At 57.8% G+C, this 22,994-nt stretch carries 22 protein-coding genes; 10 read left to right on the top strand and 12 right to left on the bottom strand.

Translation table 11 applies throughout. The features are described from left to right. The first annotated feature begins 65 nt into the window (after window positions 1-65). Window positions 66-1,358 (top strand): O-acetylhomoserine aminocarboxypropyltransferase/cysteine synthase family protein, encoded by a 1,293-nt coding sequence (locus ACR0LH_RS06005; protein ID WP_480720086.1) that lies wholly within the window; start codon window positions 66-68, stop codon window positions 1,356-1,358. Window positions 1,359-1,361: 3 nt separating this feature from the next. Further along, entirely contained in the window at window positions 1,362-2,072 is a 711-nt protein-coding gene (locus tag ACR0LH_RS06010) for a GNAT family N-acetyltransferase (protein ID WP_480720088.1), read from the top strand. Between the two features lie 2 nt (window positions 2,073-2,074). Here ACR0LH_RS06010 and ACR0LH_RS06015 read toward each other — a convergent pair whose 3' ends face one another. Continuing rightward, the gene (locus ACR0LH_RS06015) at window positions 2,075-2,770 is read right to left on the bottom strand and encodes an SIMPL domain-containing protein (RefSeq protein ID WP_480720089.1); all 696 of its coding nucleotides are present in this window, start codon (window positions 2,768-2,770) and stop codon (window positions 2,075-2,077) included. A 209-nt stretch (window positions 2,771-2,979) separates the two neighbouring features. Here ACR0LH_RS06015 and ACR0LH_RS06020 point away from each other — a divergent pair, with 209 nt between their 5' ends. Further along, window positions 2,980-4,839 (top strand): hypothetical protein, encoded by a 1,860-nt coding sequence (locus ACR0LH_RS06020; protein ID WP_480720091.1) that lies wholly within the window; start codon window positions 2,980-2,982, stop codon window positions 4,837-4,839. 60 nt (window positions 4,840-4,899) lie between these two features. On the opposite strand, the gene hppD is transcribed toward ACR0LH_RS06020, so the two are convergent. After that, window positions 4,900-5,997 (bottom strand): 4-hydroxyphenylpyruvate dioxygenase, encoded by a 1,098-nt coding sequence (hppD, locus tag ACR0LH_RS06025; RefSeq protein WP_480720092.1) that lies wholly within the window; start codon window positions 5,995-5,997, stop codon window positions 4,900-4,902. 145 nt (window positions 5,998-6,142) lie between these two features. On the opposite strand from hppD, the gene ACR0LH_RS06030 reads away from it, so the two are divergent. Both ACR0LH_RS06030 and ACR0LH_RS06035 read left to right on the top strand, forming a co-directional pair. After that, entirely contained in the window at window positions 6,143-6,598 is a 456-nt protein-coding gene (locus ACR0LH_RS06030) for an Lrp/AsnC family transcriptional regulator (protein ID WP_170383813.1), read from the top strand. A gap of 19 nt (window positions 6,599-6,617) precedes the next feature. Next, window positions 6,618-8,498, top strand: coding sequence for a monovalent cation:proton antiporter-2 (CPA2) family protein (locus ACR0LH_RS06035; protein WP_480720094.1), 1,881 nt, complete (start codon window positions 6,618-6,620; stop codon window positions 8,496-8,498). A gap of 25 nt (window positions 8,499-8,523) precedes the next feature. Here ACR0LH_RS06035 and cobT read toward each other — a convergent pair whose 3' ends face one another. Continuing rightward, window positions 8,524-9,537 (bottom strand): nicotinate-nucleotide--dimethylbenzimidazole phosphoribosyltransferase, encoded by a 1,014-nt coding sequence (gene cobT / locus ACR0LH_RS06040; RefSeq protein WP_170549397.1) that lies wholly within the window; start codon window positions 9,535-9,537, stop codon window positions 8,524-8,526. Window positions 9,538-9,616: 79 nt separating this feature from the next. Here cobT and cobS point away from each other — a divergent pair, with 79 nt between their 5' ends. Continuing rightward, the gene (gene cobS, locus ACR0LH_RS06045) at window positions 9,617-10,381 is read left to right on the top strand and encodes an adenosylcobinamide-GDP ribazoletransferase (protein ID WP_480720095.1); all 765 of its coding nucleotides are present in this window, start codon (window positions 9,617-9,619) and stop codon (window positions 10,379-10,381) included. Here cobS and ACR0LH_RS06050 read toward each other — a convergent pair. From ACR0LH_RS06050 to ACR0LH_RS06075, 6 genes are all read right to left on the bottom strand, one after another. Further along, a complete protein-coding gene (locus ACR0LH_RS06050) occupies window positions 10,378-11,148 on the bottom strand; it encodes an ion channel (protein ID WP_480720097.1) in 771 nt (256 codons plus the stop codon). The two genes, cobS and ACR0LH_RS06050, sit on opposite strands and share 4 nt — an antisense overlap. A 114-nt stretch (window positions 11,149-11,262) precedes the next feature. Next, entirely contained in the window at window positions 11,263-11,778 is a 516-nt protein-coding gene (locus ACR0LH_RS06055; protein ID WP_170348382.1) for a CarD family transcriptional regulator, read from the bottom strand. Window positions 11,779-12,063: 285 nt separating this feature from the next. Continuing rightward, entirely contained in the window at window positions 12,064-12,402 is a 339-nt protein-coding gene (fdxA, locus tag ACR0LH_RS06060; protein ID WP_170383802.1) for a ferredoxin FdxA, read from the bottom strand. Between the two features lie 66 nt (window positions 12,403-12,468). Beyond that, entirely contained in the window at window positions 12,469-12,834 is a 366-nt protein-coding gene (locus tag ACR0LH_RS06065; RefSeq protein WP_170383800.1) for an RNA-binding S4 domain-containing protein, read from the bottom strand. Window positions 12,835-12,840: 6 nt separating this feature from the next. Continuing rightward, window positions 12,841-15,639 carry a helicase-related protein gene (locus ACR0LH_RS06070; protein ID WP_480720099.1) on the bottom strand — a complete coding sequence of 933 codons (2,799 nt, stop codon included), beginning with the start codon at window positions 15,637-15,639 and terminating at the stop codon, window positions 12,841-12,843. A gap of 22 nt (window positions 15,640-15,661) precedes the next feature. Beyond that, entirely contained in the window at window positions 15,662-16,270 is a 609-nt protein-coding gene (locus ACR0LH_RS06075; protein WP_480720101.1) for a tetratricopeptide repeat protein, read from the bottom strand. A 31-nt stretch (window positions 16,271-16,301) separates the two neighbouring features. On the opposite strand from ACR0LH_RS06075, the gene ACR0LH_RS06080 reads away from it, so the two are divergent. The 3 genes from ACR0LH_RS06080 to ACR0LH_RS06090 all read left to right on the top strand — a co-directional run bounded on the left by ACR0LH_RS06080 (window position 16,302) and on the right by ACR0LH_RS06090 (window position 19,456). Continuing rightward, the gene (locus ACR0LH_RS06080) at window positions 16,302-16,592 is read left to right on the top strand and encodes an SCP2 sterol-binding domain-containing protein (RefSeq protein ID WP_480720103.1); all 291 of its coding nucleotides are present in this window, start codon (window positions 16,302-16,304) and stop codon (window positions 16,590-16,592) included. After that, the gene (locus ACR0LH_RS06085) at window positions 16,592-17,569 is read left to right on the top strand and encodes an alpha/beta fold hydrolase (RefSeq protein ID WP_480720104.1); all 978 of its coding nucleotides are present in this window, start codon (window positions 16,592-16,594) and stop codon (window positions 17,567-17,569) included. Before ACR0LH_RS06080 ends, ACR0LH_RS06085 begins: the two co-directional genes overlap by 1 nt. A gap of 66 nt (window positions 17,570-17,635) precedes the next feature. After that, window positions 17,636-19,456, top strand: a complete 1,821-nt coding sequence (locus tag ACR0LH_RS06090; RefSeq protein WP_170383789.1) for a M3 family oligoendopeptidase — start codon at window positions 17,636-17,638, stop codon at window positions 19,454-19,456. On the opposite strand, the gene ACR0LH_RS06095 is transcribed toward ACR0LH_RS06090, so the two are convergent. The 3 genes from ACR0LH_RS06095 to ACR0LH_RS06105 are packed head-to-tail and all read right to left on the bottom strand — an operon-like array spanning window position 19,457 to window position 21,662. Further along, window positions 19,457-20,344 (bottom strand): DMT family transporter, encoded by an 888-nt coding sequence (locus ACR0LH_RS06095; protein ID WP_480720105.1) that lies wholly within the window; start codon window positions 20,342-20,344, stop codon window positions 19,457-19,459. A 15-nt stretch (window positions 20,345-20,359) separates the two neighbouring features. Then, entirely contained in the window at window positions 20,360-20,629 is a 270-nt protein-coding gene (locus tag ACR0LH_RS06100; RefSeq protein WP_480720106.1) for a DksA/TraR family C4-type zinc finger protein, read from the bottom strand. Window positions 20,630-20,687: 58 nt separating this feature from the next. Then, window positions 20,688-21,662, bottom strand: a complete 975-nt coding sequence (locus ACR0LH_RS06105) for a Gfo/Idh/MocA family protein (RefSeq protein ID WP_480720107.1) — start codon at window positions 21,660-21,662, stop codon at window positions 20,688-20,690. A gap of 133 nt (window positions 21,663-21,795) precedes the next feature. Here ACR0LH_RS06105 and ACR0LH_RS06110 point away from each other — a divergent pair, with 133 nt between their 5' ends. Beyond that, window positions 21,796-22,977: a dipeptidase gene (locus tag ACR0LH_RS06110; RefSeq protein WP_480720109.1), complete on the top strand. Its 1,182-nt coding sequence runs from the start codon at window positions 21,796-21,798 to the stop codon at window positions 22,975-22,977. The last annotated feature ends 17 nt before the right edge of the window (window positions 22,978-22,994 follow it).

Raw genomic sequence — 22,994 nt, forward strand, 5'->3', positions numbered from 1 at the left:
GTTGTGCGCAAGCGCCCAATCGCCTAGAGAGTCAGCAACACACATTCCAGAGGGAGATTTCAACGATGTCGGACGGTCCAACCTACGGCTTTGACACGCTTCAAATTCACGCTGGCGCGCGCCCTGATCCGGCAACCGGCGCACGGCAGACCCCAATTTATCAGACCACCGCGTATGTATTTCGTGACGCTGACCATGCGGCCGCCCTGTTTAACCTGCAGGAAGTCGGCTTTATCTATTCCCGCCTGACAAACCCAACCGTGGCCGTCCTGCAGGAACGTGTTGCCACTTTGGAAGGCGGCGTAGGCGCGGTCTGCTGTTCCTCGGGTCACGCGGCGCAAATCATGGCGCTGTTCCCGCTGATGGCTCCGGGCTGCAATATCGTTGCTTCGACGCGCCTTTATGGTGGAACCGTCACGCAGTTCACCCAAACCATCAAGCGCTTTGGCTGGTCCGCTACATTCGTGGATACGGATGATGTAGACGCGGTGAAAGCTGCCATCGACGAAAACACCCGCGCGGTATTCTGTGAATCCATCGCCAACCCCGGCGGATACGTGACCGATATCCGTGCGCTGGCGGATGTAGCTGACGATGCGGGCATTCCTCTGATCGTCGACAACACCTCGGCCACCCCATATCTGTGCCGCCCGATCGAGCACGGCGCGACACTGGTGGTGCACTCAACCACCAAATACCTGACCGGCAACGGCACAGTAACAGGCGGCTGCATCGTGGATTCTGGCAAGTTCGACTGGTCGGCGAATGACAAATTCCCCTCGCTCAGCCAACCCGAACCCGCCTATCACGGCCTGAAGTTCCACGAGACGTTCGGCCCGCTGGCCTTTACCTTCCACGGCATCGCCATCGGTCTGCGCGATCTGGGCATGACAATGAACCCACAGGCCGCGCATTACACACTGATGGGGATCGAGACCCTGTCGCTGCGGATGGAACGCCATGTTGAGAACGCCCAGAAGATCGCGGCCTGGCTCGAAGCGGATGACCGGGTGGAGTATGTGACCTATGCCGGACTGCCCTCGTCCACCTATCACGACCGGGTCAAGGCGCAGTACAAGAAGGGCGCAGGCGCTCTGTTCACCTTTGCTGTCAAAGGCGGATATGACGCCTGTATCAAGCTGGTAAACGCGCTGGAAATCTTCAGCCACGTGGCCAACCTTGGTGACGCTCGTTCGCTGATCATCCACTCGGCCTCGACCACCCACCGCCAACTGACCCCCGAACAGCAAGAGGCCGCTGGTGCCGGCCCGGGCGTTGTGCGCGTGTCCATCGGTATCGAAGACGCCGACGACCTGATCGCTGATTTGGATCAGGCGCTAGCAAAGGCGTCGGCCTAAACCATGGTCGAGCACGTAACGAACGCATTGGGTCAACCCATCGGCCTACCGGTCTCGGGCGAGTTTCCACGCCCGACCCCGCCCTACACACCGATGGAAGGTCGCTATTTTTCGGTCGTGCCACTGGATGTGAACAGGCATGCGCCCGGTTTGTACCGGGCGTTTGCCAACGATACCGACGGGCGGAACTGGACCTACCTGCCCTACGGCCCGTTCAAGGCCGAAGAAGACTTCGAGGCTTGGGCGCGTGCGTCCTGCACGGACGCTGATCCCATGTTTCACACCGTGCTGGATCACGAGGGCACTCCGGTCGGGATGGCTTCGTTCCTGCGAATTGACCCCGCTGCCGGTTCGATCGAAGTTGGGCATATCCATTTTTCGCCGCTCTTGCAGCGCAAACCGCCTTCGACCGAAACAATGTTCCTGATGATGCGCCGCGTATTCGATGAGCTTGGCTATCGGCGGTATGAGTGGAAATGCGACGCCCTAAACGCCCCGTCACGCAGCGCGGCCGAACGGTTGGGCTTTACGTTTGAAGGGATTTTCAGACAAGCGACGCACTACAAGGGACGCAACCGGGATACGGCTTGGTATTCCATACTCGATACCGAATGGCCGCGCATCCGCTCTGCGTTCGAGGAATGGCTGTCTCCCGACAATTTCGATCAAACGGGCCAGCAACGGCAACCGCTGCAAGCCCGCGCCAAAAGCTAGGCTTATTCCGAGATCCCGAACTCCATCGAAACGGTGACAGAGACCGAGATTTCCCCGCCTGCAACAGGTACTCCACCAGAGTCCGCCATGTTGTACTCGCGCATCTGAGCGGCAGGCCGGACGCTCGCGACCTGCTCGCTGATCGTTTGGACCGGGCCCAACGTCAGGTTCGCAGCTTGCGCCAGTTGTTCAGCCTTGGCGGTCGCCTCGGCCACGGCTTTGGCACGCGCTTCGGCCTCAAGGGGCTTCGGGTCTTTGACACCAAAACTGAGACCGCCAAAATCGTTGGCCCCATCCTGAATGACGGCATCCATCAGCGATCCAAGCTGCGAAAGATCCTGAACGCGCACAATCACCCGGTTCGACGCAACAAAACCCGTGATCTCTGGCGTTTCTGCGTTTTGATTGCCGCGTCCCGACCAAACCGGCGATACTGAGATATCTCTGGTCTGCACGTCCCGCGCTTCGACGCCCAGTTCCTCCAGACGTTTCAGAATCTGAGCTACTGCGTCCGACGTGGCCTGCATCGCAGTTGACGCCTGCGCATCCTCATTCGTGACACCCAGATTGATTGTCGCCATATCGGGGGCCGCTTGAACGGTGCCTGCCGCAGCGACCGAGATGCGACGTTCTTCCGCATGGGACACACTCGCGGCGGCCATACCCAGCACAGCGGCCAAAAAAGCAAGTTTCTTCAAGGTCTTCCCTCCAAATTCATTTATACCAAGATGGGGTGGCAACGGTCTGCCGAACAAGGGGAAGTATTGGCTTTTTCTTTCCCTCGGCGGGATCCTGCTTTAATGTCAGTCTGCGGACGATTTATCGCCCGCTTTGACGCTGACAATTATGGTTCTTCCGGAATATGAAACCTGCCTTCGCGCTGTCTTTTTCTTCTACCGGAATTTCTTTGCATCACCTTGCAGACGGCGACTGGTTTTGTGTCGGCGAGGTTTCCGTGGACGCGCTGGACCTGAACGCCCAGCTTCAAACGCTGCGCGAACAGGGGTTCGCCCTTGAAAACAACCTGCGTTGCAAAATTGTCCTGCCCGCCAGTCAGGTGCGCTTTCTTGCCGTGGAGTCCGCAGCGGATGACCCTGCGCTCCTAAACCAGCGTGTTCAGGCGGCGTTGTCAGAAGCCACGCCCTATGCTTTGGACGAACTGGTTTATGATACGGCCATAGACGGCCCCAAAACCTATATCGCGGCGGTTGCCAGGCAGACGCTGCAAGAGGCGCAGACCTTCGCAGTCGAACACGGATTTATTCCTGTTCAATTCTCAGCCCCAACCGATGAGCAGGAATATCCAGCAGAACCCCAGTTTTCTTTGAAGGTTCCGGCTCAGGTGGACGCAAAAGAGGAAAGCAAGCCAGAGGAATCCGGGGCACATCCTGTCCATGCGATCGCCGCGTCTTCTGTACCTGCCGATTTCCGTTCAGCCCCTTCCCCTAAGCCACAAGGCTACCGCGTCTTTTCGCGCACTGCATCGCTCGGTCGTTATGCATTGCCTATCGGCGCTGCTGTTGTCGTGGGTGCTGCGTTGATAGCCTGGGCTTTGATCGCACCCGATGGGGACAAAGCACCTGAAGTCGTGATCGCGCAGACCGAGGAAACGCCATCAGATCCGGTGCTGCAGCCTGAAAAAGTCACAGCGCCAGATACGGTTGCTTTGGAAACGCCCCCAACGAACCCGCCAACGCAAGCCGAAGACAACGAACCCGACCTATCCCCAACGGATGCCGCGATACTGGAGGCGTTGAAAATCGCGCCGACGATCGTCGAACAAGTGGCACGGGACCCCGACCCTGAGCCTGAGCCTGAGCCGGTTCAAAAACATGCCGGTGCGCGATTTGTTACCCCCGAACCGTTGGCAGAGCCTGCTCTTGAGCCGGATGAAAGCCAGTCCAACGAATTTTATCTGACATCAATTGACAGGTCTGATCTGTCGCGTGACGCGCTCGCCTTGCCAGCGGTCAGCAGTTTTGACACTGACACTGCGTTCGTTCCCGTAGCCCCGATAACCGAGCGCGAAGACCCGGAAACGCAGTTTGACCTTGATGATCGAGGGCTCGTGACCGCGACTGCCGACGGCACGCTAAACCCGGACGGCGTGGTTGTTTATCTTGGACGCCCAACCAAGGTGCCGCCTGAAGCCCCCGTTCGCTTTGAAGAAGAACCTATTCTTGAGGATACGAGCGCGCGTTTGGCGCTACTTCGACCCAAGCCCAGACCCACCGATCTGATTGAACGCTTTGAACGCCAGCAGCTAGGCGGACGCACACGCGAAGAACTGGCCAGCGTAAGACCGAAACTGCGCCCCAAGTCCGTGCAGGACCGGCCACAGGTTGACGAAACACCCACGGCGCTGGCCGTGGTGCGCGTGCCTCGGCCCAAGCCCCGCCCCGCCGGGCTGACACTTAAGCCGCAGACCTCCACCGCCAAGCTGGGCTCGACTGCGGCGGTCCCTCAAAAAGGTGACGAGGCGGGCTCGTTCCAGGCGAAGTCTGTTGCGCCCAAGATTCCATCATCTGCATCGGTTGCGCGGCAAGCCACCATCGACAACGCGATCAATCTGCGAAAGCTGAACCTGATCGGCGTTTATGGCACACCGTCAAATCGGCGGGCACTGGTCCGGCTGCCAAGCGGTCGCTACAAGAAACTGAAAGTCGGAGATCGCATTGACGGCGGCAACGTGATCGCCATCAGCGACAGCGAGTTGCGATACCAGAAACGAGGCCAGAACGTCACGCTAAGAATGCCGCGAAGTTGACGGGAACGTGGTCAGAGGCAAATGTGATCCACCACCTCTGACCGTCTTTAAACACCAACCTTAAGCTGCTGAAATCTCGCCGCTTTCGATCTGTTCGCGCTCGATGGATTCAAACAACGCCTGGAAGTTTCCTTCCCCGAAACCATCATCGCCTTTTCGCTGGATAAACTCGAAAAAGATCGGGCCGATTACGGTTTTCGAGAAAATCTGCAGCAAAATTCTGGTTTCGCCGCCGTCCAATACGCCCTCACCGTCGATAAGGATGCCGTGCTTCATCATTCGGTCCAGAGGTTCCTCGTGATCGGCAACCCGTTCCGTGGACATGTTGTAGTAGGCTTCGTTCGGGCCGGGCATAAACTTCAAGCCCTTTTCCGCTATCGCGTCTGTCGAGGCATAGATGTCCTCGCTCCCGACCGCGATATGCTGAATGCCTTCGCCCTTGTATTTTTTCAGATACGAGACGATCTGCCCTGTCTCACCCCGGTCTTCATTGATCGGAATGCGAATTCGTCCGCAAGGAGATGTCAAGGCACGGCTGTAGAGGCCCGTGAACTTGCCCTGAATGTCAAAAAAGCGGATTTCGCGGAAATTGAACAAGTCGCCGTAGAACTTGAACCACTTGTCCATGTTGCCCTTGTAGACGTTGTGCGTCAGGTGATCGAGGTAATAGAACCCATCTCCCCGTGGTTTGGACTGCTTGGTCCAAGTGAATTCGCGGTTGTAGGGCGAAGTGTCATAGTACTGGTCAATGAAATAGATCAGCGACCCACCGATTCCCTTGATGGCAGGGACGTCCATTGTTTTGTCGTCGGCATCGTAAGGCTCTGCCCCTTTGGACACCGCGTGCTCATACGCTTTTTGGGCATCCACCACGCGCCACCCCATCGAAGGCGCGCAGGGGCCGTGCTCAGCCACAAATTTCGCGGCAAAGCTATTTTCGTCCGCATTCAGAATATAGGTCACATCCCCTTGCTGCCACAGTTCGACGGCTGGTCTGTCCCTGTGGTGGCCGACCAGTTCAAACCCCATTTTGGCAAACAGATCGCGCAGCTCCTGAGGTTCTGGGTGGGCGAATTCGACAAACTCGAACCCGTCAGTTCCGGCGGGGTTTTCTGGACTGATGACAGATTTCGGGGCGTTGTGCGGGAAGGGTCCCATGGCGCGTCTCCGTAAAACAGGAATTTCTTTGCTGATTCCAAAATACGCCTTATCCAACGCTGTTTCTGCGCATTGTTTTCGTGTAACCTAAAAGTAGGCGCGCAATTTGCGCACGCTTTGGACAAACCGTGGAGATTTTCCGCATATGCTGGATTCGACTGATACTCGCCTGTTGTCCGCCCTGCAGAAGAATGCACACCTGACCGCGCACCAGTTGGGTGAAATGCTGAACCTGTCACCCAGTCAGGCTGGGCGCCGACGGCAAAGGCTGGAGGCCGAAGGCTATATCACTGGCTACGCAGCCAGACTGGACCCGCTGAAACTGGGGCTTCAGGTTCAGGGCTTCATTCAGGTTCATCTGGGCACGCACGGCCCGGAACAGTCCGAGGGCTTTGCCCGCATGGTCGACACCCGCCCTGAGATCACCAGCGCCTGGACGATGACTGGAGAAGCGGATTATTTGCTCCATGTTTATTGCGACGATCTATCCGCCCTCAATCGCTTGCTTCATCAGGTAATACTGCCGCATCCTGCAGTGGCGAGGGTTCAAAGCCAGATCGTTATGGACCAACTCAAGCGCGACGCGCCCCTGCCCACCTGACCCGAGCAAGAGGACAAACATGGACGACTTCCTTTATCAGGCGACGATCTATCTGGCTGCCGCTGTGATCGCTGTGCCGCTGTCGGCACGCCTGGGGTTGGGCTCTGTTCTTGGGTATCTTGCTGCAGGCATCGTCATTGGGCCAATGTTCGGTCTGGTCGGTGCCGAAACCGAAAGCCTGCAGCATGTGGCAGAGTTCGGCGTGGTCATGATGTTGTTCTTGATCGGGCTGGAACTTGAACCTCGGGCGCTGTGGGATATGCGCGACAGGCTCTTGGGGCTGGGTGGTTTGCAAGTACTGCTCTCGACCGCTGTGATCGCCTGTGTTGCCATTTACGCAAACCACCCGTGGTCGGTAGCTTTGGCCGTCGGGCTCACATTGTCGCTTTCATCGACCGCAATCGTGTTGCAGACGTTATCCGAGAAGGGACTGATGCAAACCAACGGCGGCCGAGCCACCTTTTCCGTGCTGTTGACACAGGACATCGCGGTCATTCCCATTCTCGCGCTGCTGCCGCTATTGGCCCTGCCTGCCCTTCCGCATTTCGAGGACGACGGCTCTATCGATCGCGGAGTCAAAGACCTGCACGACACAGCCCATCACAGCCTTTCGCTGGTTGAAGGGCTGCCCGGCTGGGCCGTAACGCTGGTTACCATAGGCGCGATTGCGTTTGTCATTCTTGCCGGGGTCTATCTGACACGCCCGCTATTCCGCTTTATCCACGCGACACGACTGCGCGAGATGTATACGGCACTTGCCCTGATGATCGTGGTTGGTATTTCGTTCCTGATGACGCTTGTTGGCCTTTCGCCTGCTCTGGGAGCGTTTCTGGCGGGCGTCGTGCTGGCCAGCTCGGAATTCCGGCACGAAATGGAAAGCGATCTGGAACCTTTCAAGGGTCTTTTCCTTGGTCTGTTCTTCATCACGGTCGGCGCGGGCATTGACATCGCCTATTTCTTCAACGATCCGTTCGACCTAATCGGGCTGGCCTTGTTGGTCATTCTTGCCAAAGGGATCATCCTTTATCTGGTTGGCCGGGCGTTCAAACTGCGCGGTCGCGACCATTGGTTATTCACGCTTGGATTGGCGCAGGCTGGCGAGTTCGGCTTTGTTCTTCTCGCCTTTTCGACCCAGCAGAACGTGATCCCGCCTGACCTGTCGCAAAAGCTGTTGATGATCATCGCATTGACGATGCTGATAACCCCGCTTTTATTCATCATCTTCGACCTGCTCTCACGTCGGATCGGAGAAGGCGCGCCGGTGCCGGAACCGGATGAGATCGATGAAAAAGGTCCAGTAATTATTGCCGGTATCGGTCGCTTTGGCCAGATTGTGAACCGACTGGTTCGCGCCAGCGGGTTCAAGACGATCGTCCTGGATCATGACATCGAAACGGTTCAACTTATGCGTCGGTTTGGGGTCAAGGGCTTTTTGGGCGACCCAACCCGCCCCGAGCTTCTGCGGGCAGCTGGCCTTGAAAAAGCGGCGGTTCTTGTTGCTGCTATGGATGACCCCAAACAAGTGACACGTCTTGTCAGCTTCGCCCGACGTCAGCGACCCGATCTGCACATCGTGGCACGCGCACATGATCGCACTCACGTGTACGAGCTGTATCAGGCAGGCGCTGATGACATCGTGCGCGAGATGTTCGATGGCTCATTGCGGGCGGGTCGCTACGTGCTTGAGAACGTCGGCCTCAGTGAATATGAGGCGGCGCAGGCCGAACAGACCTTCTACCACCATGATCGGATGTCAGTCCGTGAACTTGCCGAGCTGTGGATTCCGGGAATGCCCACCGCCGAGAACAAGAAATATATCGAGCGCGCGCAGCAGCTTGAAAAGGATCTTGAGACTGAGCTTCTGGAGCTTGCCGAAAAGCACGCCAAGAAATCCGCCTGACCCAAGCCGGATCAGGCTAGTTAGATTATCCGTCCGAGACGCCAGCCTCAGCGAATGTCGCCATTCCCGAGTGGCAAGCCACGGCGCTTTTCAGGATGTTGATAGCAAGCGCGCCACCGGATCCCTCACCGAGACGCAGCCCCAGATTCAATATCGGCTTTTTACCGAGGCGCTCAAGAACAGCGCCATGAGCGCCCTCGGCGCTCTGGTGCCCGGCAATCGCGTGATCCAGTGCTCCGTCAAAGGTTTTAGCCAAACAAGCGGCCGCCGCCGAACAGATGAACCCATCCAGTATGACCGGAATACGCAGCACACGAGCTGCAGCAATCGCACCCGCCATGGCCGCGATTTCACGCCCCCCAAGTCTGCGCAGAATGTCCAGCCCATCCCCCGAACCGGAATGCAGGGCTACGCCCTGTGCTACGACACGGGTCTTGTTGGCCAGCCCGGCGTCGTCCACTCCGGTTCCGCGACCGGTCCAATCGGACGCTTCCCCACCGAACAACGCGCAGGAAATTGCGGCGGCCGGAGTTGTGTTGCCTATACCCATTTCACCCACGACCAAAAGATCAGCTTTGGGATCAACGGCCGCCCAACCAGTTTGCAATGCCTGCAACAACTCGTCTTCAGACATGGCCGGTTCAACGGTAAAGTCCTTGGTCGGACGATCCAGATCCAGCGCGTGCACATTCATTGACGCCCCTGCCGACTTGGCGAGCTGGTTGATCGCTGCACCGCCGTGTTCAAAGTTCATGACCATCTGAACGGTCACTTCTGGCGGAAAAGCGGACACACCCTGTTGCGTGACGCCGTGATTTCCGGCGAACACGATGACCTGTGGCGAGGCGATGTGCGGACGCGCGTCCCCGCGCCATCCCGCATACCAGATCGCAAGATCCTCTAACCTTCCTAGCGCTCCGGGCGGTTTCGTCAACTGGCCGTTGCGTTCAGCCGCGCCTTGCAACGCATCACTGTCGGGACCACGCGCTTGACCAAGAGCGTCACGGAAGGAATCAAGATCATTCAGTTCGGGCAGCATCCAAAGCCTCGTTGCATCACAGTGGTCCTGCGTGTTTAACCGAAGCGACCAAAGCAACAAGACCTAGAAAGGCGCGGGAGTGCTAAAAAACGACACCAAGCTCATTTCCCTATGGGATATCCCGCTTGCGCTGGTTCTGTTGACGCGCCTGCCGGTCCCCCGTTTGCCAGAACACGTCTTTGCGCGACAGGCAGAGTCCGTATGGGCCTTTCCGCTTGTGGGACTGGTTGTCGGGTTCTTGGCTTGCGCTGTGGGTTGGGTTTCCGAGACCTCGAACCTGCCCACCATAGTCAGCGCCGTTCTGATCGTTTCCGTTCTGGTCATAGCCACAGGCGCGATGCACGAAGACGGTCTGGCCGACAGCGCCGATGGGTTTTGGGGAGGGTTCACTCGGGAACGCCGTCTGGAAATCATGAAGGACAGTCAGATCGGAACTTATGGCGTCCTGACGCTGATATTGTCTCAGACCCTCAGGGGCGCCCTGATAGCCACGGTTCTGACAGCCGGAGGGTTTGCCGGTGTCCTCGCCGCCTGCATCGGATCACGTTCAGTCATGCCGGTGTTGATGGCTGCGCTGCCAAATGCACGAAGCTCTGGCCTCAGCCACTCTGTCGGAGCCCCAGGTGCTGGTGCCGTTATTTTGGGGGTCGGTGTCGCTCTGGCACTTTCCCTTCTATTGGTTGGAGCGGCGGCCTTGGCCCCGGTTTTGGCGTGTGTCATCTCGACCGCAGCAGTCGCGGCTCTGGCCACAAACAAGATCGGCGGTCAAACCGGCGACGTGCTTGGCGCTGTTCAGCAACTATCTGAAATCGCATTTCTGCTGGCTCTGGCAGTTGTTCTTTAGGACGCACCACCTGTTTCGATCCTGAGGGCCTCACCGCAGTGTTTGCAGTGCACCGCATCCGGGTCATGGCGGAACAGGCCACAGCTTGGGCATCTATAGCGCACTTTCTGTGGCATGAAGATCGCTTGCGCCAGCCTAACGAACAGAGCCACGCCAACCACCATGATGAACACGGAAAACAGCTTACCCCCTGGTGTCGCCAAGGTAATATCCCCGAACCCGGTGGTGGTCAGCGTCGCCATCGTGAAATACAGCGCGTCGATATAAGCCGTTTGGCTGTTTTCAGGAATGAAAAAGACCAAAACCGCTGTCGAAGTCACGAACACGAAAACCAAAAGGTTGATCGCGGCAATGACCGCGTCTTCATGTGTCCTGAAAAACTCGCTGTCGCGGCGTAAGTCTCTGAGCAGATGGTAAGAATGGATCAATCGCAACGCCCGCAAAATGCGGAGGAAAGCAAGATTCCCGGAAATGAAGGGATCCAGCATCAACGAAATGATGACGACCAGATCGGCAAGAGTATATATCTTGAAAAATAGCTTCCAGCGATCCTTTGCGATCCACAAACGCGCGGAAAAGTCGGCAAGGATCAACAGCCCGATGACCATGCTTAGAATTGTAAGTCCCGGCCCATGTGGAACATGTGCGGTGGCGACAAAAAACACGATCGTCACCAGATCGAACAGGATTAAACCATACCGGAACCAGACGGAAACTGGGTCGTGTCCGATGTAAAGATATTTGAGAGTCCGCTTTACCTTAGCCATGTACCCGCCTCTGTTTACAGGAAAATTAGCCGCAAATAGAGAATTCACCAAGCGTTCGGGCACGAAAAAGGCCGCTCTGAATCCAGAGCGGCCTCAAAATTGTGTTCTGCGGCGTCAGGCGGCTGCGGCGCGCGAGGTCAGAACTTCGTCCACTTGCTTGGCAGCCGAAACCTCTCCGGCACCGGAAACAGCGGCGACTTCGCGGGTCAGACGTTCCAGCGCGGCTTCATAAAGCTGGCGCTCGGAATAGCTCTGCTCGCGCTGATCGTCGGTGCGATGCAGGTCACGAACAACCTCGGCGATCGAGATCAGATCACCGGAATTGATCTTCTGTTCGTATTCCTGCGCGCGACGGGACCACATGGCGCGTTTCACCTTTGCCTTGCCCTTGAGGGTTTTCATCGCTTGGCTGATAACATCAGGCGAGCTGAGCGACCGCAAACCGGACTCGGTTACCTTGTTGGTCGGAACCCGCAGGGTCATTTTGTCTTTTTCAAACGAGATAACGAACAGCTCGAGTGAATATCCCGCGACTTCCTGTTCTTCGATCGAAATGATCTGACCCACGCCATGCGCGGGGTAAACAACGTAATCGTTTGGGCGGAACTCAAGCTTTTTCGACTTAGACATACAGGTTCATCCTTAGTTACTGAGCGAAGGACAGACAAAAAAACACACCAGCCCGCGCCCATATTCGGCCCGGTCAGGCGGTCTATTTGTCACTAAATCAGAACTCCAAAGCGCACATACTTACGGAGCACATCCCCAACTCATTCATCATTTAGGTTCTGATTATATCATAAAATTGAGGCCTGCGAAAGTCGCAGCCGACTTACAGCCAGCAATCCCCTTTGTGTCCAAGGGATTACGCCACCTTTTTTTCATTTGACCAACCGGTTCAAAAACGCGAATCGGTCAACCGCCTTCGCCGGGCGCTTCAGAGAAATACTTCTCCATTTTACCTTCTTCACCGTCGCGTTCTTCTGCGCCGGGCAGAGGGTCTTTCTTGGTCACGATAACCGGCCACTGTTCCGAGAACTTCCGGTTGAACTCTACCCACTGATCCATTCCGGGTTCGGTATCCGGTCGAATTGCATCGGCAGGGCACTCAGGTTCACAAACACCACAGTCGATACACTCGTCGGGGTGGATAACCAACGTGTTCTCACCTTCATAGAAACAATCGACCGGGCATACTTCGACGCAGTCGGTGTATTTGCAGGCGATGCAGTTTTCGGTGACAACATACGTCATTGTGGACTTCCTGTTTGCGCTTTGGGCGTCTAGCTAAATCAGTATGGCCGGGTCTTCAAGATATGATCAGCTATCTTGAGTGCGAGAAAGATCAAGCGCGCGCCGTTCTTTCTTTGTGGGACGACCTTTTCCCTCAAATCCGGGATTTCTGGGCGGAGCGTCCTGCTTTTCGGTCAAATCAGTATAAAGCGTTTGAGCCTCGGTTGCCGGGCCTCGCCGCTCACCCAGCAATTCAACACGGACCACCCGGACAATGCGACCCTGCGGAAAGGTTAGAACATCCCCAATCACAACTGATTGCGAAGGTTTCTGCACCCGATTTCCATTTAGTCGCACATGTCCGGCGCTGACCTGCTTGGCGGACAGGCTGCGAGTCTTGAAGAACCGCGCCTGCCAAAGCCATTTGTCGATCCGCAGCTTGGCATCCGCCATCCGCGTTTAGTTGCCGTCCTTCAGGCCCATAAGCGCCGCAGCGAATGGGTTATCGGGATCAATGGCTTTCTCTTTTTTGGGAGGACGGGCCGAGAAGGATTTCGCGCCTTGCGGCTTGCCGCCCTTCTTGCCTTGCGGCCTACGGTTATCCTGAGGCTTACCACGCGGCTTGCCCTTGCCCTGCCCCTGCTCACGGCGAGGGCCACAGTTCTGCTGCCGCTGGCGACCCCATGTGAACGTGAAGAACACCTCGACCTCAGGTTCATCCGCAGCCGGAGCCTCGGCTGACGCCTCGGTGCTTTCGGTGGCCTCGGCTGGCGCCTCGGCGGGTGCGGCGACCTCGTCAGTGGGCGCTTCGGGGGCCGGGGTTTCCTCGGCTACAGGTTGCTCAGCCGCTTCCATCTCAGGCTGTTCTGCCGGAGCGGGCTTGATCTTTTCACGCTCGCCGCGTTCGGCCTTATAACCCAAGCCCTGCATCAGGTCCGCGAATTGTTCCAGCGTCATACCGGTGATCGAAAGCATGTCGGGCTTGGCCTCAAACCCGCCTCGGCTGTCTTCGGCACGCAGCATATCGGCCAGACGTTCCAGCATGTCGATGCGGATCGAGCGTTCACCGGCATCGCGGTAGCCGCACATGGTGTCATAACCCTGAGGCGCATCCTTGGCGACGGGCACCGTGACCAGACCCGGAGGCGGCGCTTCGGGGAATTCCTGCAACCCGCTGGACAGCGCCCACAACACCAGACGCAGGCGCGTGGGTGCGGGTTTCAGTAGCAGTGGCATGAAGATGGTGAACTGGCCAAACCGAATACCATGCTTGCGCAACGCGCCGCGGGCGTCCTGATCCAGATCCTTGACCTCTTGCGCGACCTGCGCGCGGGGCAGAACGCCCAGAGCCTCGACCATGCGGAAGGCAAAGCCCTTGGCCAGACCGCTCAATTCCTCGTCTCGCGACAGGTTCAGCAGCGGTTCAAACAGCGCGGCCACCTTGCGGTCGATGAAATGCTGCAACCGGCGCTGCACTTTCTGTTCGACATCGGGGCCAGCGGCCTCATCCACAAACACCTCGACCATTGGCTTGAGAGGTTCAGCCCCGGCAACCAGCTTGCCGACGGCATATTCGCCCCACATCAGGCCACCTTGTTCGGTGAAATCAATTTCGGTATCGGGCGCGTTGTAGAAGCGGTCGGCGCGCAGATGGAATTGCGGCGCGAGAGCCTGCAAGGACGCCGATTTCAAGGCTTTCGCCTCGGTCCCCTGCGCGGCTTTGTCCGGGATAAACCGGAACCCTTCCAGACGACCGACGAATTCGCCTTCGACGGTCACTTCACCCTTGTCATTTACTTCGGCCAAAAGGGCCTCCTTCTGTTTGAGCCGCCGCAGCAAAACGGATGTGCGCCGGTCCACAAATCGTTGGGTCAGACGGTCATGCAGAGCGTCCGACAGCCTGTCTTCTACAGTGCGCGTTTCGCCGCGCCAATGGGATTCGTCACGAACCCACCCGTTTCGTTGCGCAACATATGTCCAGGTGCGAATATATGCCAGCCGTTTGGACAGCGCATCAATATCCCCATCCGTCCGGTCGATCCGGCGGATTTGCCGCGCCATAAAGTCATCTGGGATCGATCCGCGTTCATGCAAGTGGCCGTAGATCACCTCAAGCAGGCTGGCATGTTCGGCATGGCTAATGCCGCGAAAATCGGGGATTCGGCACACATCCCACAGCAGACGGATGGATTGCGGGTCGCTGGCGCGGGCCGTCACCTCGGTCACTTGCGAGAGCGACTTCAGCACGTTCAGGTCATCGGCGGGACGCGCTTTGAGCAGGTTTTCGTAGTCCGGACTAACTTCAAGCGATGTGATCAACGCCTCAATCGAGCCGAACCGCAAAGCGGCATTCCGCCAGTTCAGCTTTTTCATCGGCGTAAAGCGGCTGTCCATGATCGCTTGCGCCACACCCTCGTCCAGCGGCGGAGCCTCGCCGGTGACGCCAAAGGTGCCGTCCGACATGCCGCGTCCGGCCCGACCTGCGATCTGCGCCAGTTCATTCGGCGCCAAGGGCCGCATGCGCCGACCGTCGAATTTGGTCAGCGAGGAAAACGCCACATGGTTTACATCCAGGTTCAGTCCCATGCCGATGGCGTCGGTGGCGACCAGATAATCAACCTCGCCATTCTGATAGAGGTCAACCTGAGCATTGCGTGTGCGCGGGCTGAGTGCGCCCATGACGACCGCCGCCCCACCCTTTTGTCGGCGCAGCAACTCTGCGATGGCATAAACACTGTCGACCGAGAACCCGACGATGGCGCTGCGTGGGGGCATCCGGCTGATCTTTTTCGACCCGGCATAGACCAGTTGAGACATCCTCTCGCGCCGGACGAACTGCGCCTCGGGCACAAGCGCTGCAATGGGTCCGCGCATGGTGTCCGAGCCAAGAAACAACGTCTCGCTGGTACCACGCGACCGCAGCAGTCGGTCAGTAAAGACATGGCCACGCTCGGGGTCGGTACAAAGCTGGATTTCGTCGATGGCTACGAAATCGGCACCCATGCCTTCGGGCATCGCCTCGACCGTGCAGACCCAATATTGGGTGCGCGGGGGTACGATCCGTTCTTCGCCCGTGACCAACGCCACGACGGACGGTCCACGAATGGCGACGATCTTGTCATAAACCTCGCGCGCCAGAAGACGCAGCGGCAGGCCGATCACACCGGTCCGGTGCCCCAGCATCCGCTCGATTGCGTAGTGGGTTTTACCTGTGTTGGTTGGGCCCAGTACGGCCACGATTCGGGATGACCCGCTCACTCTTGCCCCCTGCCCCGGCGCTTTAGAGGGCCGAGCCCTCGACCTGAGGCTTCAGTCGATTCACCGCATTGGTTACTTCTTCATGATGGGGATGTATAGCCAAGGCGCGTTCATAGGCCGCCAGCGCCTTGTCAGGCTTGCCGACAATTTCAAAAATCAGACCCAAGCCATAAATGGCCTCGTAATTACTCGGATTCAAAGCGAGAGCTTGCCGTAAATCGGCCGCCGCCATGCCAAAGCGTTCGATGCCAAAAAAAGCCGACGCGCGGACATGCCAGCCCTCTGCGAATTCGGGCGCGTGATCGGTCAAGGCCGTCAGGTGGTCTATCGCGGCCTGCGTATCACCGTCGTCCAATGCCTCACGTCCCCGCTCTAACAGCAAATCGGCCGATGCTGACCCGGACAAAGCCCACAGCGCCTTGAGTTGGCGATCCAAACCCGTCGCTTGTTCCGGCGTCGATTGCGCCAGTTGTTCCAGCAGTTCAGCCTCGTCCCTTGAATCCGCAGTCTGAGCAGCACAAGGAATGGAAAACGTGACTAGCAATGCAGTTGCCGCAACGATACCTTTGAGATTTGTGCAAGTAGTGATCATAACAGCGTTCAGTGTAGCGTAGCGCAAAGGGATGTCCATTCCTCGCGCTCAAATCAATGTGAGGAGAATCATGAGCGACACTTTGGAAAAAGCCGCAGCAGCGCTGAACGAAAAACTGGCCGACAGCGGTTTTGCAGCATCTGCCAAGTTTGCAATCGCGGATCTGGGCTCGATCGTATTGGACGGCAGCGGCGCACGCGTCAGCGACGAAGACACCGACGTAACAATGAGCGCGGATGCCGAAACTTTTGAACAAATCCTGAGCGGCGAGCTGAACCCGACCGGTGCATTCATGTCCGGCAAACTCACTGTAGACGGCGACATGGGTATCGCCATGCAGTTGGCGTCGGCTCTGGTCTGATGAATCTGTTGCCGGCCCCTTTGTTTGAAGATGTGGCCGGCGCACCCCCCGGCGGTCAGGCTCATTGGCTGAACACCGCGGATGATACACGTATTCGGGTTGCGCATTGGACGCCCGAAGGCAATGCCTGCGGAACAGTAATGATGTTTCCGGGACGAACCGAGTATATCGAGAAATACGGCGACGCAGCAGCAGAATTCGTGGGGCGCGGGTTTGCTTTTCTTTCAATCGACTGGCGTGGACAGGGGCTGGCGGATCGACTGCTAGATGACCCTCGGGTTGGCCACGTTGACAAGTTCACCGACTATCAACAGGACGTGCGGGCCAGCCTTGAATTGGCGGAACATCTTGAACTGCCACGGCCTTGGTACGTTATCGGGCACTCGATGGGCGGCGCAATCGGACTGCGCGCGGTTTTTGAGAACGACTGCTTTGCAGCTTGCGCCTTTACTGGGCCGATGTGGGGGATTTTCTTTACACCCCTGATGAAACCTCTCAGCCGATTGACGGCCTATTGGGGGCCGCGTTTTGGCCTTGGGGAAAAGACGCCTCCGACCACGTCGCTAGAGAGTTACGTGTTATCGCAGCCCTTCGAGGGCAACGTTCTGACACGCGATCCTGGCATGTATAAGATGATGCAGGACCAGTTGATCGCCTATCCGGATCTGACCTTGGGCTCACCTTCGACCATCTGGCTGCGCGAGGCGCTGGAGGAGTGTTCGTGGCTCATGGCGCAAACCGCCCCTGCAATCCCTTGCCTGACTTTCCTCGGCAGCCATGAGCAGATCGTCGACCGCAAGGCGATCCGTGCGCGCGTGGCGAACTGGCCCAGTGGAACGCTGGTCGAGATTCCAGATGGCGAACACGAAGTCCTAATGGAAGCGCCCGATATACGCGGCCCAGTTTTCGACCAACTGGCAGCGCATTTCAAAGCTGCAAAAACCAATCCAAAGTCGGAACCGGCACTGTCAAGCTAAGACCCTGCTTGTGATCCTTGAGCGTCGCGCCTAGATGTTTGCAAATGCAGATTTTCGAGGTGATCCATGCGCGACCTTCCCTTTCCCGTCCGTGACGCAAATGCAGTCGGAGGAGCCGACAATCTTGGCGACCTGCCGGAATGGGACCTGACGGACCTTTACAGCTCTGAGGACGCGCCTGAACTGGCTGCCGATCTGGAATGGCTGGAAGGGGAATGTGCTTCTTTTGCCGCCGACTACGAAGGCAAGCTGGCCGATCTGGACGCCGACGGCTTGCTGCACTGCGTCCTGCGCAACGAAAAGATCAACGCGATTGCCGGGCGGATCATGTCCTTTGCCGGACTGCGCTATTACCAACTGACCACGGATGCCGAGCGTGCCAAATTCCTGTCGGACATGCAGGAAAAGATCACGATCTTCACAACTCCGCTGGTTTTCTTCACCCTGGAAATCAACCGTATCGACGACGATGTGCTGAAGACGCATTTCGGGTCGAACGCTGATCTGGCGCGATACGAGCCCGTATTCCGCCGTATCCGCGCGATGAAGCCCTACCAACTGTCTGATGAGCTGGAAAAGTTCCTGCATGACCTCGGTGTGGTTGGTGACGCGTGGGAACGTCTTTTCGACGAAACCATCGCCGGATTGACCTTTACGGTTGATGGCGAAGAACTGAACATCGAAGGCACCCTGAACTTCCTGACCGAGCAAGATCGCAGCAAGCGCGAAGCCGCCGCGCGAGAGCTGGCCTCGGTCTTTCAGGACAACATCAAAACCTTTGCCCGCGTTCACAACACACAGGCCAAGGAAAAGGAAATCGTGGACCGCTGGCGCAACATGCCAACCGCCCAAACCGGTCGCCACCTGTCGAACGATGTCGAACCCGAAGTGGTCGAGGCACTGCGCGAGGCGGTCGTGGCCGCCTACCCCAAGCTAAGCCATCGCTATTACGAGCTGAAACGCAAATGGCTAGGGCTGGACGTCATGCAGGTCTGGGACCGAAATGCGCCGCTGCCGATGGAAGACACGCGCGTCGTGGGCTGGGACGAGGCCGAGAAAACGGTGATGGATGCCTATAACGCTTTCGATCCCCGCATGGGCGAGATCGCAGCGCCCTTCTTCTCGAAAGGTTGGATTGATGCGGCGGTAAAACCGGGCAAAGCGCCGGGCGCGTTTGCTCATCCGACCGTAACCGACGTCCACCCCTACGTGATGCTGAACTATCTGGGCAAACCGCGCGATGTGATGACGCTTGCGCATGAGCTGGGCCACGGCGTGCATCAGGTACTGGCCGCGGATCAGGGTGAGATGCTGTCCTCGACCCCGCTGACTCTGGCCGAGACAGCGTCGGTGTTCGGCGAAATGCTGACCTTCCGCAAAATGCTGGATCAGGCCGAAACGCCGGAACAGCGCAAGGTTCTGCTGGCCGGAAAAGTCGAGGACATGATCAACACGGTTGTCCGGCAGATCGCCTTCTACGACTTTGAATGCAAGCTCCATGCCGCCCGGCGCGAAGGCGAACTGACCCCCGACGATATCAACGCCTTGTGGATGAGCGTTCAAGCCGAAAGCCTTGGGCCCGCGTTTGAATTCATGGAAGGGTATGAGACCTTCTGGGCCTATATCCCGCATTTCGTCCACTCGCCCTTCTATGTCTACGCCTATGCGTTTGGCGATGGCTTGGTGAACGCGCTGTACTCGGTCTACGAAAGCGGATCAGAAGGGTTCGAGGATAAGTACTTTGAAATGCTGCGCGCCGGTGGATCAAAGCACCACAAGGACCTGCTGGCCCCGTTCGGGCTGGACGCGAGCGATCCCAAGTTCTGGGACAAAGGGCTAAGCATGATCTCGGGCTTCATTGACGAATTGGAAGCGATGGAAGGCTGATCACCTCTGATTTTTGGTTGTCAGAAAGACAGCGGCCACAATCAGCACAGCACCCGTGGCCGCGATCGGAGTGATCGCGGCCCCCAAGAAAATCGCCGCATTGATGAAGGTGAACACGACCGAGGCTGCGAACAAGAGTGTCGCGGTCAGGGTCGAGACGCGTGCTGCGGCCTCGTACCAAAGGTAATAGGCCAACGCCGTCGGCAGAACGCCAAGAAGGATAAGGAACAGCAGGTCAGTTGCTGTCGGCACTCGCATGGACAACGCCGCCAACGGCAGCAACAGAAGTCCCGAGCACAAGAATATCCCGAACAGAAAATTCAGACGCTCACCAGTGGTTCTTGATACCCGCATTGCCCGGCTGCTTGCGATCAGAAACACGGCCCAGCTCAGGCCCGCGCCTATTTCAAGGATATCTCCGAACAAGGGTTCCCCACCGCCTTGAAAGTCTTGAAAAACGGTCAGAAACACTCCCAAAATCGCCAAGCACGTTGCCAGAACATCGGTTCGGGTAACGGGTGTTTCGGCGAAAAAATACAGAAATACCAATACGAAGAACGGCGCCGTGTTCTCTAGCACCATGGCATTTGCGGCCCCGGTATGCTCCAGCCCGATATGAAAGAGGATGTAGTTGATGACGGTCGACAGGACTGCAAGCTGAAAATAGCGGTCGCGCCATCGGATCAACGCTGGAACTTTCAAAACACGAAGCAGGCCGCAGATCGCCAGCGCCGCAATAAACAGGCGCGACACGGCGATCTGCATTCCACCAAGATCGTTGGTTAGAAACCTAACGATGACACTGTGCGTGCCCCACAGGAACGCCGACATAAACCCCAGAAACAGCCCGTTTTGCCATATTGACGGCTGTGCGCGGGTGTCGGCCAAGCTGTTCCTCCGGCGTTATTTGAGTTGGCTGTCTTTTGATCCGCGCCGATTGATCCCGGCGCGCGACTTGTAAGTCCCGTCACGCTCCTGCTGACAATCCAGACACAGTTTGACGCCCGGTATGGCGACCCGCCGCTTTTCAGGGATCGGTTCTTCGCATTCTGCGCAATGGGTCAGGCTTTGCCCCACGGGGCGCTTTTGGGCCCGCATACGGGCAAGCTCGTCTGAAATTGACGCCTCGATCTGTTCACTCACCGCGCCATCGCGCGCCCAGCCACCAGCCATTTGCACCCTCCTGATCCGGTACCCGGCAGGTTAGTCCACTCAGGCAGCGGCGTGCAAGTCAGAGGGGTTCCGCGCCCTCGAAAACGCGGTCGATTACCACTTGCGTGCCGCGCGAGAATTCAAGTGGGCATGGGTAGTCGGCACCGTCACGTACCGATCGGCTGAACGCTTCGACCTGCAGCTTATAGTGGTCATCCCCGGGAAAGCGCGTGACCTGCACTTCAAGACCGGGGCGATGCAATTCCACACGCGCCTCGCCAAATACCCGCGCGTTGAACGGGGCGGTCAGCCGTATGACCCCGCCTTCGCCATGAAATACCATCTCTTGGTGTGGGTGCATTCGGATGGAGACATAGCTGGAATAGGTGAAACCCGGGAACTGCGCGCGAATTTCCGTGAAGGCATCAATACCGTCTTCCCAACGGATCGCGGATTGCACCGAGACGGGCTCCTGCCCCGTCGCAAACCGAGCGCTTCCGATCACGTAAACGCCGATATCGCGTAGGCCACCGCCGCCTGTCTCGGCCCGATTTCGGATATTTCCTGTGTCGGCGCGATTGTCGAAACTGAATGCGCCGGTCACATGCGCCAGCTTCCCGATCGCGCCGTCCGCAATGAGTTTGCGCGTGAACTGCCATTGCGGGTGATGCACGATCATATACGCCTCTGCCGCCAGCAACCCTGTTTGGTCACGCTTGGCGATCAACGTATCGAATTCAGCGGCCTGCATCGTCATCGGCTTTTCGCACAACACATGCTTTCCAGCTTCAAGCGCCTTCAGGCTCCATTCCACATGCAGATGATTGGGCAGCGGGATATAGACCGCTTCGATGTTCGGATCACCCAGCAACGCCTCATAGTCATCATAGATTTTCAAATCAGGGCAAAACGCTTGAAACGGCTCGGCCTTTTCCGGGCTCGACGTGGCAAGCCCCGCCAAGCGCGCCCCGTTCGCTGCATGGATCGCCGGAGCCATATGGCGACGCGCAAAGTTGGCGGCGCCCAAAACGCCCCATTGAACAGGTTTTTGCATGTGTCTCCTCCCAACCCAAACGCGGCCTTTCGCTGCGTATCCAAACCTCTTTATCAACCAGTGGACGCTAAGTCAGGCTTTTCTCGGCAGGCATTCTCCGTAACCTATCCGGCAATAAAGAGAGGGAGAGCAAATGCGCAAATTTTTGAAATGGGTCGGTATCCTGATCGCCGTCACGGTGATAGTGGGGGCGTTGGTTTTCTTCGTATTTCTGCCACCCTACATCGAAGCAGAACGCAACAGTGTCATCGCGCACGACCCTTACGACGTAACGGATGATGCCGCCGCATTGCACGAGACCCTCATCGTCGGCGATCTTCACGCCGACCCTTTGCTGTGGAGCCGGGACCTGACCGAGCGTGGCACGCGCGGACAGGTCGACATCCCGCGCCTTATCGAAGGAAACGTGGCCCTGCAGGTTTTCACCGCTGTGACGAAATCCCCGGCGGGTCAGAACTACGAAGCCAACTCCGCGGACTCGTTTGACAACATCACCCTTCTGGCCGTCGGTCAGTTGTGGCCGCTGCGTACCTGGAACAGTCTGAAAGAGCGCGCAATCTATCAGGCAGAAAAGCTCCACCAGTTCGAGGCCGCGTCCAACGGTCAGCTCAAAGTCGTCAAAACACGCGGTGATCTGGAAGACGTGCTTGAGGCGCGCGCCGAAGGCAAGCCAATCGTGGGCGGCATTCTGGGCATCGAAGGTGGTCACCCATTGGAAGGTGACCTGACCAATCTGAAAGAGATTTTTGACGCCGGGCATCGGGTATTCGGGCTGCACCACTTTTTCGACAACGAACTGGGCTCTTCACTTCACGGTCAGACAAATACCGGACTGTCTGATTTCGGGCGCGAGGTTGTGGCAGAGCTGGCGGCGATGCCCGTGGTGATCGACCTTGCGCATTCCAGCCCGCAGGTCGCGCGGGACGTGATCGCGATGACAGACGTGCCCCTGATCGTCAGCCACGGTGGGTTGCATGGGTTCTGCCCCGTCAAACGGAACTATCCTGACGATCTGATGCTGGAGATTGCGGCCACCGGGGGTGTCATCGGCATGGGATATTGGGCGGACGTCACCTGTGGGGACATCACGCCAACCGGCATCGCCAAGATGATCAAGGCCGCCGTCGAAACGGTTGGCGAAGACCATGTTTCGCTTGGGTCAGATTATGACGGGTCAGTCGAGACCGCGTTTGACACATCCGAACTGGCGGCCCTGACCTCGGCGCTTTTGACCGAGGGATTGACCGAGGATCAAATCCGCAAGGTAATGGGCGAAAACATGGTGCGCGTGTTCAGGCAACAGCTTGCCCAGTAACAAAAAAAGCCCGCCGG

This window comes from Ruegeria sp. CL6, from assembly GCF_056536465.1.